The following is a 13263-nucleotide window of genomic DNA, read 5'->3' on the forward strand; positions in this document are numbered from 1 at the left end:
GAGGGTTGGCGAGGCTGCTTGGTGTTGCTCTGCCTACGGAGGTAATGACCGCCATGCGCGTCCTGTTCGCCACCATCCCCGTCCGGAGCCACCTCCACCTCCTCGCACCGATGGCCTGGGCCCTGCAGGCAGCGGGACACGAGGTGCGTGTGGCCAGTGGCCCGGAGCTGACGGACGTCATCACCAAGGCGGGCCTGACGGCGGTTCCCGTCGGTTCCGACCAGTCCATCTTCGAGAAGCTGGAACAGATGATGGATGACGAGCTCCGGGAGAAGGTGAAGGAGCTCGAGGAGCGGGGCGACCTCCTGGTCGACCTGTCCGAGAACCGGAAGGAAGAGCTCACCTGGGAACGTCTGCGCTGGGGGTTCCGCGGGGCGAGGATGACCAACGCGGCCATGAACGACTCCATGGTCGAGGAGATGGTGGAGTACTGCCGCTGGTGGAAGCCCGACCTGGTGGTCTGGGACTCGGTGAGCTACGCGGGCTCGATCGCGGCCACAGCGGTGGGCGCGGCGCACGGACGCTTCCTGCTCGGGCTGAACGTGGACGCCCGTATGCGGCGGCATTTTCTGCGGGTGCGGGCGCAGCAGCCCCCGGAGGACCGCGAGGACGCGCTGGCGGACTGGCTGGGGGCTGGGCGGAGAAGTACGGAGTGTCGTTCTCCGAGGAGATGGTGACGGGGCACTTCACCATCGACCAGATGGTGGGTTCCATGCTGCTGGACCAGGACGTGCCCCAGGTGCCCCTCGGCTACGTCCCCTACAACGGGCCCGCCGTCGTGCCGGACTGGCTCCGCGGGGACCCGCCGCGGCGGCGGGTCCTGGCCACCTTCGGAGTGAGCCTGGAGCAGGCCGAGCGGCACCAGGCCCTCTCCGTCGAGCAGTTGCAGGGGATGCTGAACTCCCTCGCCGACCTCGACATCGAACTCGTCGTCACGCTGCCCGAGCGGTTCCAGAAGGAGCTCAGGCATATCCCCGGCAACACGAGAATGGTGACGTTCGTGCCGCTGCACGTCATCGTTCCGTCGTGCTCGGCCGTGATCCATCACGGGGGTCCGGGCCTGTTTCTGGACTCGATCGCTCATGACGTGCCCCAGCTGATGGTCAGCCGCGTCGTCCCGGACATCGGCGAGCGAGGTCCGCGCACGGAACAGGCAGGCGCGGGGCTGTGGATCCCCGGGGACGAGCCGGGGGAGCTGAGCGGCGCACGGATCCGCGAACACCTGGTGCGGCTCCTGGACGACCCCGCGTTCCGCGAGGGCGCCCGGCGGCTGCGTGAGGACCTGCGTGCCCAGCCGGCACCCGGCCAGGTGATCCGTGAGCTGGAGAAGCTCACCGAGCACTACCGGTCCCGACGGACCCGTCATCCGTGAGGATCACCCGCTGGATGTCCTTGAGCGCGGGTCCGGGCTCGACGCCCAGCTCGTCCCGGAGGGTCTGGCGGACCCGCCGGTACACGAGCAGTGCGTCGCCCCTGCATCCGCTGCGGTGCAGCGCCAGCATGAGCTGCCGGTGAAATGCCTCCCGCATGGGGTGCTCGGTGCTGAGGAGGTAGAGATCGCTGACGAGTTCGCGGTGCCGCCCCAGGGCCAGGTGCGCCTCCATCAGGCCCTCCTTGCATTCCAGTTGGGCTTCGTAGAGCCAGGTGCGGAACCCCTGGAGGATCGGCCCGCGCGCTATATCGGCGAGCAGCGGACCCAGGCACAGGGCCAGCGCGTCCCCGAAGGCGCGCACCGCTGCCTCGTAACGGCGGCTCCTGAGGTGGTCCCGCCCCTCCTTCAGCAAGCGCGTGAAGTCGTCGAGGTCGAGGGCGTCATGCCCCAGGGTCAGCATGTATCCCGGGGGTCTGGTGAATACGGGGCTCACCCCCGTTCCTGTGCGCCGGAGCAGCTTGCGGATCTGGGATATGTACACGTAGAGGCTCGCCGTGGCACTTCGCGGCGGCTCCTCTCCCCAGATCTCTCTGATGAGCTGGTCGGTGCTGACGACCTGATCGGAGCGGATCACCAGAGCGACCAGCAAGAACTCCACCTTCTGCGCCTTGATGGTATTCGCGTTCTTTCCGTCGATGACACGGAGCGGTCCCAGAATCTCGTATCGCACGCTGCGACCTCCCAATTGCTGAAAAGACGTTCGCCTGGGCCGTCGGCCTGATTGTGCGGAACACTCAGCAGTTGTTGAAAGCCGAAGCGGCTTCGAGTGGACCCGAACGAGGGTTTCAGCACCATTCGGACTCGCAAGCGTGAAGACCGGCGTCAGGGCCGTGGGCTGAATTGCACTCCGGCTGGGCCCGAACATACCTCAGATCGGCCAATGACGAACGCATCACATACGGCACCCGGCGTCCTGTTGGCAGGACAGGCCGGCCCGGTGATCACCGGGAGGATCCAGCCCCTCTCCGAGTGCGGTAGGCACGCTGCTGGCATGCCCGTGAGCAGTATCGCCGAGGTCGCCCGGTTTGGACCCTAGGGGCGGTTTCGCCACATACGGCACATGTGGCGGGCCGTGTGAGCCCGCTCCGAGTTTCGTCACGATCGGACGACTGGCCGTCCACCGCTTCCAGAGTTTCGTCACATACGGTGCTGCGCTGGGAAGACTGCGTGGCCGGGGGTTGGTTTCGCCCGTTGACCTGTGACGAAAGTCCGGTCGTCGGCCGAAGGGCGGCGGCGATGCAGTCGAGGACGCGTTCCAGTCCGTAGCGGAACTGGTCGTCGTGGTTCAGGAACGGCTGACCCGCCTCCGTCACGATCTTGGTGAAGATCGGGTACTCCGCGCTCGCCAGCAGCTCCTGGACGCGCGGGAGGCTCCGCGCCATGAATTCAAGCTCGCTGAGTCCACTGCGGCGGATCTCTTCCGCCACGACGACCTCCTCGCGGACGACACCCTCGACGTAGCCGTTCAGAATGGCCATGAGGGCCAGGTTCTCGTCGATGGAGACGTAGGGGTCGAGGGCGCCCATCACCCGTTCGATCAGGCTAAGTTGGTTGGGGCCGTGGCCGGGGAGCGCCCGGTGGATGGTGGCGATCCACGGATGGCGCAGCCACATCGCCCGTGTCTGGTTCGCATAGCGCGTCAGGTCGGCGCGCCAGTCGCCGGAGGGCATGCCCGTGACGTCGACCTCGCCCATCAAGTGGTCGGCCATGAGCTCGATGAGGTCGTCACGGCTGGGGACGTACCGGTAGAGCGACATCGCGCCCGCGCCGATCTCGGCGGCGATCCGCCGCATGGTGGCGGCCTCCAGCCCCTCGACGTCGGCGATCCGGACCGCGGCCTCGGTGATCTGCGCGCGGCTGTAGGCCGGCTTGGGTCCGCGCGCCGGGCGCTCGGGCCTCATCCAGATGTTCACGTACTCGGCGTCGGCCACCGTGTCACCTCCGGGGTTGCGTACATGGTACCCAGTGGCCTAGGTTGGGCTATGACCGCGTACAAGGTACCCAGTGGAGAGACCATGACAGATCCGATCGTGGTCGCCGAGGGGCTGCACAAATCCTTCGGCGACACCCATGCCTTACGGGGCCTGGACCTCAGCGTCAACAGAGGAACGGTCTGCGGGGTGCTGGGGCCCAACGGTGCGGGAAAGACGACCGCCATCCGCATCTTCGCGACCCTGTCCGATCCCGATGCCGGGCACGCCAGAGTCGCCGGACACGACGTCGTCCGCGAGGCCGACAAGGTCCGTGCCCGGATCGGTCTCGCGGGCCAGTACGCAGCGGTGGACGAGAAGCTCACCGGCCGCAGCAATCTGCAGATGTTCGGGCGCCTCTACCACCTGTCCCGTGTCGAGGCGCGCCGACGGGCCGACGAACTGCTGGAGCGCTTCGGGCTGACGGAGGCGGCGGACCGCCCGGTCGCCGGATACTCGGGCGGCATGCGGCGCCGGCTCGACCTGATCACGTGTCTCATCCAGCGCCCCGAGGTGCTGTTCCTGGACGAGCCGACCACCGGCTTGGATCCGCGCAGCCGAGGCGAGATCTGGGACAGCGTCCGCGAACTGGTCGGCAGCGGCACCACCGTGCTGCTCACCACCCAGTACCTGGACGAGGCCGACCAACTGGCCAACGACATCGTCGTCATCGACCACGGGCAGGTCATTGCCACGGGCACGCCCGACGAGCTCAAGGCAACGATCGGGGAGCAGCTCCAAGTCGTCCTGGAAGACCGCACCGCCCTGGGCCCGGCGGCGACCGTGCTCAACGACCTGGCCGGAACCGATCCCACGACGAGCGGCGACGACCAGCTCAGCGTCGCGCTGCCCGGCGGCAGGTTCAAGCTGGCCGACATCGTGCGCGAGCTCGACCGCGCCGGGGTCAACGCCGCCGACGTGCGGCTGCGCCGCCCCACCCTCGACGAGGTGTTCCTGCGCCTCACCGACCAGAAGGAGCCCGTCGGATGACCACCATCACCTCGCCAGCGGGCCGCTTGCGCTGGACGTTCGCCGACGGGCTTACGCTGATCGGGCGCGAGCTGTCGCGGCTGCGCCAGGAGCCCGAGCAGATCATCGCCGCGCTGTTGTTCCCGGTCATCATGGTGGTGCTGTTCGGGTACGTGTTCGGCAGCGCGATCCAGGTGCCGGGCGGCGGTGACTACCGCGAGTTCCTCATGCCGGGCCTGTTCGCGATGGTGACCTTCACCTCGGTGCAGGGGGTCATGGGGCGGATGGCCGCCGACGCCTCCCTCGGCGTGATGGACCGGTTCCGGTCCATGCCGATGGCGCGGCTCGCGGTGCCGTTCGGGCACACCGGCGCGGACTCCGTGGTCGGCGTGCCACTGCTGGCCGCCATGGCGGGAACGGGCCTGCTGGTGGGCTGGCAGCCGCACCGCGGCCTGCTCCACACGGTTGAGGCGTTCCTCCTGCTGATGCTGATGCGGTACGCACTGAGCTGGGTGGGCGTCTATGTGGGCCTCGTGGCGAAGAACGAGCAGATGGTCACCCAGCTGGCGACGCTGTTCCTGCCGGTGACGATGCTGTCCAACGCATTCGTCCCGACCGACGGCATGCCGACGTGGTTGCGGTTCCTGGCCGACTGGAATCCGGTGAGCGCGCTCACCGCCGCCTCCCGCGAGCTGTTCGGCAACCCCGGGATGGCGGCGTCCGGACACAATGCCTGGCCGATGGAACATCCCGTGGCCGCCGTTCTGCTCTGGTCGGCAGCGCTGCTGGTGGTTCTCGCCCCGCTCTCACTGCGCGCCTACTCGCGCAGGGGACGGTGAAGTCCCGGGCCGGCGGGCCGCCTTACCGACCCGCCCCGTTCAGCTCCAGGAACAACTCAACATGTCTGTCGCGCAGATCAGAGCATCAGCGCCGCCCCCGCTCGGGCCGGACGACCGGACTGTGCTCACGCGTCAACGCGGTCACCGTCTTCCTCCATCTGTGACGAATTCAGGGACATGGGATGGGCGGCGTCTTCCTCCAAGGCGTCCTTGGCCGCCTGGTCCAGCGTGGTCAGCACCCATTGCCGCAGGTCGGTGCCGGACTGGGCCGCGGCCCGATGCCAGCGCTTGAGATTGCCGCCGGGCACCATGAGCCGCCGCGTGGTGTCGTCCGTCTCCGCTTCACGCGCGTCGTCCTCGCGCGCGAGGCGGATGCCTTCACGCAGCTGTTTGGTGCTCCACTTCAGCTTCTCCGCGCGATCGAGCCTGTGCCGCTCGAAAAGTCATCGCCGCAGGTGAGCTGGATGCGGTCAGCCCGCTGGGATCATGTCCTCCGTGATCGTGTCCTTGCTGTACAAGGTGGCCCGGAAGCTGCTGACTGTTCCATCGGTGGTCCTCCGTCGCGGGACGGCGAAGGACGCGGAACTTCTGGTGCTGCGGCACGAGAACGCGGTCCTGCGCCGCCAGTTGGCCGGACCGGTCCGTTATGAGCCCGCCGACCGGTTCTGGTTCGCCGCCCTGTCCGGGCTGATACCCCAGCGCCACTGGCTCAAGATCTTCCCTGTCACCCCCGGCACCCTGCTTGCCTGGCACCGCAGATTCATCGCCGCAAAGTGGGACTACACCGCGCGCAGGGGCACCGGCCGCCCACCCACCCCGGCAGCGATCAAGAAGCTCGTCGTGCGGCTGGCGAGGGAGAATCCCATGTGGGGGCACCGGCGGATCCAAGGGGAGCTGGCCCAACTCGGTTATCGCATCGCCGCCTCGACGGTGTGGGAGATCCTCAACGCGGCCGGTATCGACCCCGCGCCACGTCGCTCAGGCCCCACCTGGCGCGAGTTCCTGACCGCGCAAGCCGAGGGCATCATCGCGGCAGACTTCTTTCACATCGACACCGCTCTCGGCAGGCGGTTGTACGCGCTGGTGTTCCTCGAGCACGGCACCCGGCGGCTGCACATCACCGGGGTCACCACCCGCCCGACCCGGGACTGGGCGGTGCAGCAGGCGCGGAATCTCACCGCCGACCTGGGCATACGCATCGAGTCCCTGCACTTCTTGTTACGCGACCGCGATGGCAAGTACGGCGAAGCGTTCGACGCCGTCTTTGCAGCCGAGGAGATGGACATCCTCACAAGTGCGCCGCAGGCTCCCCGCATGAACGCACACTGCGAACGCGTCATCGGCAGCATCCGACGCGAAGCCCTCGACCACGTCCTCATCATGAACGAGGCCCACGCCCGCCATGTCCTCGCGGCCTACGAACAGCACTACAACGAACACCGACCCCACCAGGCCCGCAACCAGCTACCACCCGACGCCCACGAACAACCCGCCGCAGCGCATGGCCTCAGCACCGGCAAAGTCCTACGCACCCGAATCCTCGGCGGCCTCATCAACGAGTACAGATACGCGGCATGACATGCAGCGATGACTTTTCGAGCGGCACAGGGCCCTTATGCCTCTCGATGCGGAGAGCATCCACAGCGGTGGGGTGACCTGGGCGGCCTGCGGTTGACAACGGCGAATAGGAGCGCGGTACGGCGCTGTGGGTCTACCGGATCGGGTGACGGACGAATCGGGCACCGTTGACACGTCTGCGAGTTGGGAGCACAAGGGCTCCCAGAGGGCTCCCACTTACTCCCAGCCCGGAAACGGTTAAGGCCGCTCCCGCTACCCGCGGAAACGGCCTCCGACCTGCGAAAACGCTGGTCGGGACGACAGGATTTGAACCTGCGACCCCTTGACCCCCAGCCGCGCGGCAACTCTCTGCAACGATCCGTACCGCACCGTAGCGCTCGGTTCAGAACCGTACCCCGCCCTTGCGCGCCTACGGAGAGCGCGGCAATCAGCCACTCCCCCATAGCAGCAGCCACGCCATGCGACGGCATGCGGAGCGGACAAGTGTCTCCCACGGCTACCGCGCCCGCACGGTAGGGTACGACGAGCAACCCTGCACAGGAGGTCATCGTGAGTGCGCAGCCAGACGGCCCGTATGGACCCCTGATTCCCATGCCCGACCTCACCCCTGACGCACTGCGCACGGCTGTCGCCCGGATCGCTCCCAGCAGAGTCCCTGCGCTCACTCAGCACCTGTTCGAGGCGACCACAAACGCACAGCAGACACAGAGCCTCGCGCCCCTGCGGGCTTTCGTCCACTCATGGGCCGTGTTCGTCGCCATCGAGCGGCACCCGGAACGCGCCGCCCGCCTCCGTGAACTCGAGCAGATCGTCGATATGGCCGAACAGGACCCGACGGCGGCCATCCACGAAATTCAGCAGATCCGTAAGGCCGCGGAGGCCGAGGCGGGGCTGTGACCGACTGGACCTGGGAGTACAACCCGAGCGAGGAGTACGTCGCCGACGGACTTGCGCCAGGTGTCGTAGCAGAGGTCGAGCGACTGGCGACCGAACTCGCCGCGCTTGGAGTCGACGCGGCAAAGGTAGGTCGGCCCTTCGACCGAGAAGGCGGACTCCGAGAATTCGACATTCTCGGCGGACGCGGCTTCATCAGCTTCCTCTCAGTACCACGCCATCACTGCATCTATATCTGCAACATCACCTGGTACGGATGACGTTGCTCTCGTTCCAGCGCCGTTGTTGAGGCCGCCACGGATCCAGGTGGGCTCGATGCCTCGGGTGTGCAGTTCATGCGACTGTGTTTGCCGAGAATGCCATCAGCCCGGATCGGAGCGGGTGCACCGAGTCCCGACGGTCGTCGGCCACAGTCGGTCGTGCAGACGCTCTCGCGTGGCCGGTGGTCCACGCGAGATGAAAATCGATCGTGCTACTGCGACTGGCAATGTTGCGCTTGCCGAGAATGTCATCCGCCCTGGTCGGAGGCATGTATCGGGACTGGCGGTCGTCGGTCTCGTCGCTCGAGTAGGCGCTCTCGCGCAGTCGGTGGTTCACGCGTCATGATGTCCGACCGTGCTGCTGCGACTGGCCTTGCGCTTGCCGAAAACCCCATCCGTCCTGATGGGAAGCGGTGAGTGGGTTGTTCGGACTTCGACGGCGATCACTCGATCCTGCCCTCTCGCGTGGGTATCGATCGCGCGGAATGATGTTCGGTCGTGCTGCTGCGACTGGGCTACCTGGCTGTGACTCACGCGTTCGCGATGCTTCGTCTGCTGCCTACCAGCGACCGCGACAAGGATGCAGAGATCCTCGCCCTGCGCCACCAGCTCATGGTGCTGGAACGGCAACTCGGCAAGGACAGGGTGAGGTGGGCATGATCCGATGTCCGCCACCGTCGGGGATGTTGCCGAGCTTCTTGATGTCGACGTGGACGAGTTCGCCGGGACGCTCGCGTTCGTAGCGGCGGATGACCTGGCCGGTGGGCCGGTCCATCCAGCGCAGACGGTTCAGCTGGTGGCGCGTCAGGACACGGTGAACGGTCGAGGCGGGCAGTCCCAGAATCGGGCCGATCCTGGCCGGGCCGAGCTTCCGCTCACGCCGCAGGTCGCAGATGCGGGACTCGACTTCGGCGGGGGTGCGGTGCGGAGTTGTCCGTGGTCGGCTGGGGCGGTCGTACAGGCCCGCATCACCTTCGGCTCGCCAGCGCCGGACCCACTTGTGGGCCGTGGTGCGAGAGATGCCCATCTCGTCGGCCACGTGGGCGACGGCTCTGCCAGCTCTGACCCGGTCGACTAGGAGCCGTCTGCCATGGACGGTCAGCCGGGCGTTGGGGTGGGGCACGAGGACCTCTGTGATGGTGTGGAAGTGAACATCTCGGCGGGGCGAGGCGGAGTCCGGCGGGCCTACGACAGCCGTACTGCTCGTAGGACGGCGTCTTGGGTGTGGTGCGTGCCGGCGGGGGTCGGGGTGGCACGAGGGCGGGTCTCGTTGGTCAGTACGTTCCAGGCGGTGGGGTCGAGGAGTTGGGCGATGTCGTCGGGCTGGTAGTAGCCGGCGGCGTCGAAGTCCTCGCGCGATGTGAGGTCTGCGCGGGCGTGGGTGGCGAAGAGCAGCGTGCCGCCTGGCCCGACAGCGTTGAGAAGGCCGTGCAGCGCCGTGTGGCCGGGCTGGCGGTGGAGCGGGAAGTAGTGGATGGACACCAGGTCGAAGGCGTCTGCTGGGGGCGGCGTGGTGGTGAGGTCGGCCCGTGCCCACGCCACACGGCCGTTGATGCTGGTGGCAGTGGTGGCAGTGGCGGCAGTGGCGGCAGTGGCGGCGGCACGGTGCAGGGCGATCTCGGAGATGTCGACCGCTGTGACCTGCCAGCCGCGCTGGGCCAGCCAGACGGCGTCGGCTCCTTCGCCGCAGCCGACGTCGAGCGCCTGGCCCGGTGGCAGGTCGGTGATTTCGGTGACGAGTGCGGGGTTGGGGTTGCCGCTGAATATCTGGTCGCGACTGCGGTACATCTCGTCCCAGTGCTGGGCGTCCATGGCGCTTACGTCCTCTCCTTGGTTTCTCGTTGGTGGTCGGCTGTTGGGGGCGCTTTAGATCGCTGCCGTCACCGTGGCGTCCCCGTCCTTTGCCCCGGTCTGTCGTCCGGGGCGGACAAGGAGGCCGCATGCGAGAGCACCGAGGACGAACACCGCCACTGTCACCCAGAAGGCGACGGCGTTGCCGTGCACGGATGCCTGCGCGGCGGCGTCGGGGATTTTGGGGTGAGTGGTGAGGTAGCTCGTTGTGGCGCTGACCGCGATGGTGTTGAGCAGGGCGGTGCCGACGGCCGCTTCGATCTGCTGTCCGGCGTTGACCAGGGCGGAGGCGGCCCCTGCGTCGGCGGCATCGACCCGGTCGGTGGCGAGGTTCATCGCCGGCCCGAAGATCAGGCCGAAGCCGGAGCCGACGATGATCAGGCCCGGCAGGATGCCGGCGGCGTAGCCGCTGTGCACGCTCAGCCCGGTGAAGAGGGCGGTGCCCACGGCGGTGAGCAGAAAGCCGCCGACGACGACGGGGCGCGGGCCGGTACGGGGCAGCAGGACGCCTCCGGTCACGATGGCCATCACAACCATGGAGATGACCATGGGCAGGAAAGCGACGCCAGTCATGAGCGCGGAGAAGCCGAGCACCTGCTGCAGGTGGTAGGCGAGGAAGAGGAAGACGCCGAACATGCCGATACCGGCGATCGCGACCATGAGGTAGGCGGCCCCGCGGTTGCGGTCGTGGACGACCCGCATCGGCAGCAGGGGCTGGGCGACCCTGGTCTGGATGAGGACGAACAGTCCCAGGAGCAGTACGCCCGCGGTGAGGGAGCCCAGGGTGACCGGGCTGGTCCACCCGTCGCGCTCCGCCGTTGAGCAGCCGTAGACCAGGGCGAGGACACCGAGCACGGAGGTGATCATGCCGGGCAGGTCCATGCGCGGGCGCGGGGAGACCGGGTCCTGTGCGGGGATCAGGGCCGCTGCCGCCGCAAGGACTACCGCGCCGGCCACGACGTTGACCAGCAGGCACCAGCGCCAGTCCAGGTACTGGGTCAGTGCCCCGCCCAGGAGCAGGCCGATCGCGGCGCCGCTGCTGGAGACGGCGCCGAAGACGCCGAATGCCTTTCCGCGGGTGGACCGGTCGGTGAAGGTGGTGGCCATGAGCGACAGGGTGGCCGGTGCCAGCAGGGCCCCGAAGAAGCCCTGTAGGGCGCGCGCGGTGACCAGCATGCCGAAGCCGTTCGCGAGGCCGCCCAGTACGGAGGCGAGGATGAACCCGGACGTGGCCGTCAGCAGCATGCGCTTGCGGCCGAGCATGTCGCTCAGCCGGCCTCCGGCCAGGAGCGTGCCGCCGAAGACGAGGGCGTAGGCGGTGACGATCCACTGCCGGTCGGCGCTGCTGAAGCCCAGGTCCGCCTGTACGGAGGGGAGGGCGACGTTCATGACGGTGGAGTCGAGCACCAGCAGCAGCTGGGTCAGGCTCAGTACGGTGAGGATCCACCAGTGGCGGGATCCGGAGGGACTCGCGCTTTCGGCACTCGTGGTGGGGCCGGTGGTGGTTGGTTGGCTCATGACAGTCCTGCCTGAAAAATGGTCATCGATGTCGGACTGGGGCTGCGGGTTACAGGCCGTGGCGCCGGGCACCCAGGACCTGTTCGCACACGCGGGCCTCGGACGCGGGTGAGAAGGGATCGCGGTGGGCCCGGACCGCGTGGCGGGTGTCCTCGGCGATGAGGTCACCGTTGATCGCTCCGGCGGCCATGGAGCCGGATGCGGCCGAGGCGAGGACGTTGGCGTTCGGGTCGGCGAGGTTGCCCGCGACCCACACACCGGGAACCGTGGTGAGACCGGTCGCGTCAGCGGCGATGTAGGCGCCGAGCCCGCTCGGGTGTGCCGTGGGCCCGAGCCCGAGTCCGGTCAGGAAGTCCGCGCGCGGGTACGGCTGCGGTGCGACGGCCAGGGCCCGTAGCGGGATGTGCTTGCCGGATGCCAGGCAGACCCCGCTCAGTCGGTCCTCTGCGACCTCCACAGCGGTGACCTCGCCGTCCACCACCGTGATCCGGCGGGCAGCCAGCTGTTCCCCCTCCTCGTCCGTGAGACGGGGAGCGGTGTGCAGCAGCAGAGTCAGCCGGTCGGTCCACTGCCGAAACAGCAGGGCTTGCTTCACCCCAAGCGGGCCGGTGGCCAGGACCCCGATCGGCTGGTCGCGGATCTCCCAGCCATGGCAGTACGGGCAGTGCACCACATCGCGCCCCCACCGCGAGGCGAGCCCCGGCACGTCAGGCAGCTCGTCGACGACTCCCGCGGTGGCCAGCAGCCGCCGCGCCCGCACCGTGCGGCCGGTGTCGAGTCCGATCGCGAACCCATCGCCGTCACGCACCACGCTCACCACCCGCCCCGCCTGCACGGTGCCGCCGTAGCTCTCGACCTCGCGCCGTCCCGCCTGCAGGAGGTCACCGGGCGCCATCCCGTCACGGGACAGAAAGCCGTGCATGTGCGCTGCGGGCGCGTTGCGGGGCCGGCCTTCGTCGATCACCAGCACCGACCTGCGGGCGCGCCCGAGCATGAGCGCTGCGCTCAAGCCTGCCGGGCCTGCGCCGACCACCACGACGTCGTACCGTCTCTCACCATTGACCTGGGTGTTTCGGGTCATCGTGACCACCTCCGATCGTCACGGTGCACCTGCTTCGACGATCGGGCAAAGCTCTTTGCGGAAACTGAAAAGTACGGTCAGGGTGGACGTATGAGCAACGACTTCGAGGCAGTGCTGGCGGCCGTCGGCCCCCGGCTACGCGAGCTGCGCCGCCGCCGTGGTGCCACTCTGACCGCCCTGTCGGAAACCACCGGCATCCCGATCAGCATCCTGTCCAGGCTCGAATCCGGGCAGCGCAAACCGGGCCTGGAACTCCTGCTGCCGCTGGCTCGCGCCTACCAGATGCCGGTCGAGGAGCTGATCGGAGCCCCCACCGATCTGGATCCCCGGGTGTATCCGCAGCCCTTCACACGGAACGGAATGACCGTCGTCCCGCTCTCCCGCACCCCCGGCGGGCTACAGGCGTTCAAGCACATCCTGCCCGCCGCCCTGACCGACGGTCGCGAACCCGACCCCCGCTCCCACGAGGGCTACCACTGGCTTTACGTCCTGCGAGGCCGTCTACGCGTCGTTCTCGGCGACAACGACTTCATCCTCGCCGAGGGCGAGGTCGCCGAATTCGACACCCACCTCCCGCACTGGTTCGGCAACGCCGACGAACATCCCGTGGAGTTCCTCAGCATTCTCGGCCCGCAAGGTGAACGCGTCCACATCAAAGCCAGCTACCGCCCTGACGAAACCCGTCCACACTGAACAGGCCGACCGTCACGAGCCACGGAGTGCGGGGCCTCCTTCACTCCGCCACCTCGCCCACCCGTGTCAACAACGCTCGTGGTTAATACAGCTCACTCCGCGATCGGTCCTTCGCTGGCACGCACGGCTCATCGCCTGGAAATGGACCTACCCATCCCGCCGTCCGGGCCGACCACCA

General features: G+C 68.0%; 15 protein-coding genes and 1 pseudogene. 8 read left to right on the forward strand and 8 right to left on the reverse strand.

The annotated features are described in order from the left end of the window. The first annotated feature begins 44 nt into the window (after nucleotides 1-44). Nucleotides 45-677 carry a glycosyltransferase family protein gene (locus tag NQU54_RS46905; protein WP_257636383.1) on the forward strand — a complete coding sequence of 211 codons (633 nt, stop codon included), beginning with the start codon at nucleotides 45-47 and terminating at the stop codon, nucleotides 675-677. Beyond that, a complete protein-coding gene (locus tag NQU54_RS46910) occupies nucleotides 653-1372 on the forward strand; it encodes a nucleotide disphospho-sugar-binding domain-containing protein (RefSeq protein WP_257636384.1) in 720 nt (239 codons plus the stop codon). Before NQU54_RS46905 ends, NQU54_RS46910 begins: the two co-directional genes overlap by 25 nt. Here NQU54_RS46910 and NQU54_RS46915 read toward each other — a convergent pair. Then, nucleotides 1332-2102, reverse strand: a complete 771-nt coding sequence (locus tag NQU54_RS46915; RefSeq protein ID WP_257636385.1) for an AfsR/SARP family transcriptional regulator — start codon at nucleotides 2100-2102, stop codon at nucleotides 1332-1334. The two genes, NQU54_RS46910 and NQU54_RS46915, sit on opposite strands and share 41 nt — an antisense overlap. Before the next feature lie 271 nt (nucleotides 2103-2373). Further along, a complete protein-coding gene (locus NQU54_RS46920; RefSeq protein WP_257636386.1) occupies nucleotides 2374-3363 on the reverse strand; it encodes a TetR/AcrR family transcriptional regulator in 990 nt (329 codons plus the stop codon). Between the two features lie 84 nt (nucleotides 3364-3447). On the opposite strand from NQU54_RS46920, the gene NQU54_RS46925 reads away from it, so the two are divergent. Both NQU54_RS46925 and NQU54_RS46930 read left to right on the forward strand, forming a co-directional pair. Continuing rightward, nucleotides 3448-4392 carry an ATP-binding cassette domain-containing protein gene (locus NQU54_RS46925; RefSeq protein ID WP_257636387.1) on the forward strand — a complete coding sequence of 315 codons (945 nt, stop codon included), beginning with the start codon at nucleotides 3448-3450 and terminating at the stop codon, nucleotides 4390-4392. Next, nucleotides 4389-5210 (forward strand): ABC transporter permease, encoded by an 822-nt coding sequence (locus NQU54_RS46930; protein ID WP_257636388.1) that lies wholly within the window; start codon nucleotides 4389-4391, stop codon nucleotides 5208-5210. Before NQU54_RS46925 ends, NQU54_RS46930 begins: the two co-directional genes overlap by 4 nt. 125 nt (nucleotides 5211-5335) lie before the next feature. Here the strand turns inward: NQU54_RS46930 and NQU54_RS46935 are convergent, their stop codons facing one another. Then, nucleotides 5336-5521: a hypothetical protein gene (locus NQU54_RS46935; RefSeq protein WP_257636389.1), complete on the reverse strand. Its 186-nt coding sequence runs from the start codon at nucleotides 5519-5521 to the stop codon at nucleotides 5336-5338. Nucleotides 5522-5705: 184 nt separating this feature from the next. Between NQU54_RS46935 and NQU54_RS46940 the strand changes: the two genes are divergently transcribed. The 3 genes from NQU54_RS46940 (at nucleotide 5706) to NQU54_RS46950 (ending at nucleotide 7942) form a co-directional block, all read left to right on the forward strand. Beyond that, nucleotides 5706-6788, forward strand: a complete 1083-nt coding sequence (locus NQU54_RS46940; protein WP_257636390.1) for an integrase core domain-containing protein — start codon at nucleotides 5706-5708, stop codon at nucleotides 6786-6788. 549 nt (nucleotides 6789-7337) lie between these two features. Then, on the forward strand, nucleotides 7338-7685 hold the full coding sequence (locus NQU54_RS46945) for a hypothetical protein (RefSeq protein WP_123107486.1): 348 nt from the start codon (nucleotides 7338-7340) through the stop codon (nucleotides 7683-7685). Then, on the forward strand, nucleotides 7682-7942 hold the full coding sequence (locus NQU54_RS46950; RefSeq protein ID WP_123107485.1) for a hypothetical protein: 261 nt from the start codon (nucleotides 7682-7684) through the stop codon (nucleotides 7940-7942). The genes NQU54_RS46945 and NQU54_RS46950 overlap by 4 nt, the downstream gene beginning before the upstream one ends. Nucleotides 7943-8275: 333 nt before the next feature. On the opposite strand, the gene NQU54_RS46955 is transcribed toward NQU54_RS46950, so the two are convergent. The 5 genes and pseudogenes from NQU54_RS46955 to NQU54_RS46975 all read right to left on the reverse strand — a co-directional run bounded on the left by NQU54_RS46955 (nucleotide 8276) and on the right by NQU54_RS46975 (nucleotide 12392). Next, the gene (locus NQU54_RS46955; protein WP_257636391.1) at nucleotides 8276-8548 is read right to left on the reverse strand and encodes a hypothetical protein; all 273 of its coding nucleotides are present in this window, start codon (nucleotides 8546-8548) and stop codon (nucleotides 8276-8278) included. Between the two features lie 46 nt (nucleotides 8549-8594). Beyond that, a pseudogene (locus NQU54_RS46960) lies at nucleotides 8595-9065 on the reverse strand (helix-turn-helix domain-containing protein); the annotation flags it as partial. Nucleotides 9066-9127: 62 nt separating this feature from the next. Then, nucleotides 9128-9754 carry a class I SAM-dependent methyltransferase gene (locus NQU54_RS46965; RefSeq protein ID WP_257636392.1) on the reverse strand — a complete coding sequence of 209 codons (627 nt, stop codon included), beginning with the start codon at nucleotides 9752-9754 and terminating at the stop codon, nucleotides 9128-9130. A gap of 54 nt (nucleotides 9755-9808) precedes the next feature. Further along, nucleotides 9809-11311: an MFS transporter gene (locus tag NQU54_RS46970; protein ID WP_257636393.1), complete on the reverse strand. Its 1503-nt coding sequence runs from the start codon at nucleotides 11309-11311 to the stop codon at nucleotides 9809-9811. A gap of 49 nt (nucleotides 11312-11360) precedes the next feature. Further along, nucleotides 11361-12392, reverse strand: coding sequence for an NAD(P)/FAD-dependent oxidoreductase (locus tag NQU54_RS46975; RefSeq protein WP_257636394.1), 1032 nt, complete (start codon nucleotides 12390-12392; stop codon nucleotides 11361-11363). Nucleotides 12393-12482: 90 nt separating this feature from the next. Here NQU54_RS46975 and NQU54_RS46980 point away from each other — a divergent pair, with 90 nt between their 5' ends. Then, complete coding sequence (locus NQU54_RS46980) at nucleotides 12483-13085, forward strand: helix-turn-helix domain-containing protein (protein ID WP_257636395.1); 603 nt, start codon at nucleotides 12483-12485, stop codon at nucleotides 13083-13085. Nucleotides 13086-13263: the final 178 nt, after the last annotated feature.

The organism is Streptomyces malaysiensis subsp. samsunensis (assembly GCF_024519315.1).
GTDB lineage: Bacteria > Actinomycetota > Actinomycetes > Streptomycetales > Streptomycetaceae > Streptomyces > Streptomyces malaysiensis.

Bases quoted from the DNA above. Each gene is read 5' to 3' on its own strand.
- NQU54_RS46905 (WP_257636383.1), top strand. From the start codon at position 45: ATGACCGCCATGCGCGTCCTGTTCGCCACCATCCCCGTCCGGAGCCAC.
- NQU54_RS46925 (WP_257636387.1), top strand. From the start codon at position 3,448: ATGACAGATCCGATCGTGGTCGCCGAGGGGCTGCACAAATCCTTCGGC.
- NQU54_RS46930 (WP_257636388.1), top strand. From the start codon at position 4,389: ATGACCACCATCACCTCGCCAGCGGGCCGCTTGCGCTGGACGTTCGCC.
- NQU54_RS46935 (WP_257636389.1), bottom strand. From the start codon at position 5,521: ATGGTGCCCGGCGGCAATCTCAAGCGCTGGCATCGGGCCGCGGCCCAG.
- NQU54_RS46965 (WP_257636392.1), bottom strand. From the start codon at position 9,754: ATGGACGCCCAGCACTGGGACGAGATGTACCGCAGTCGCGACCAGATA.
- NQU54_RS46970 (WP_257636393.1), bottom strand. From the start codon at position 11,311: ATGAGCCAACCAACCACCACCGGCCCCACCACGAGTGCCGAAAGCGCG.
- NQU54_RS46975 (WP_257636394.1), bottom strand. From the start codon at position 12,392: ATGACCCGAAACACCCAGGTCAATGGTGAGAGACGGTACGACGTCGTG.
- NQU54_RS46980 (WP_257636395.1), top strand. From the start codon at position 12,483: ATGAGCAACGACTTCGAGGCAGTGCTGGCGGCCGTCGGCCCCCGGCTA.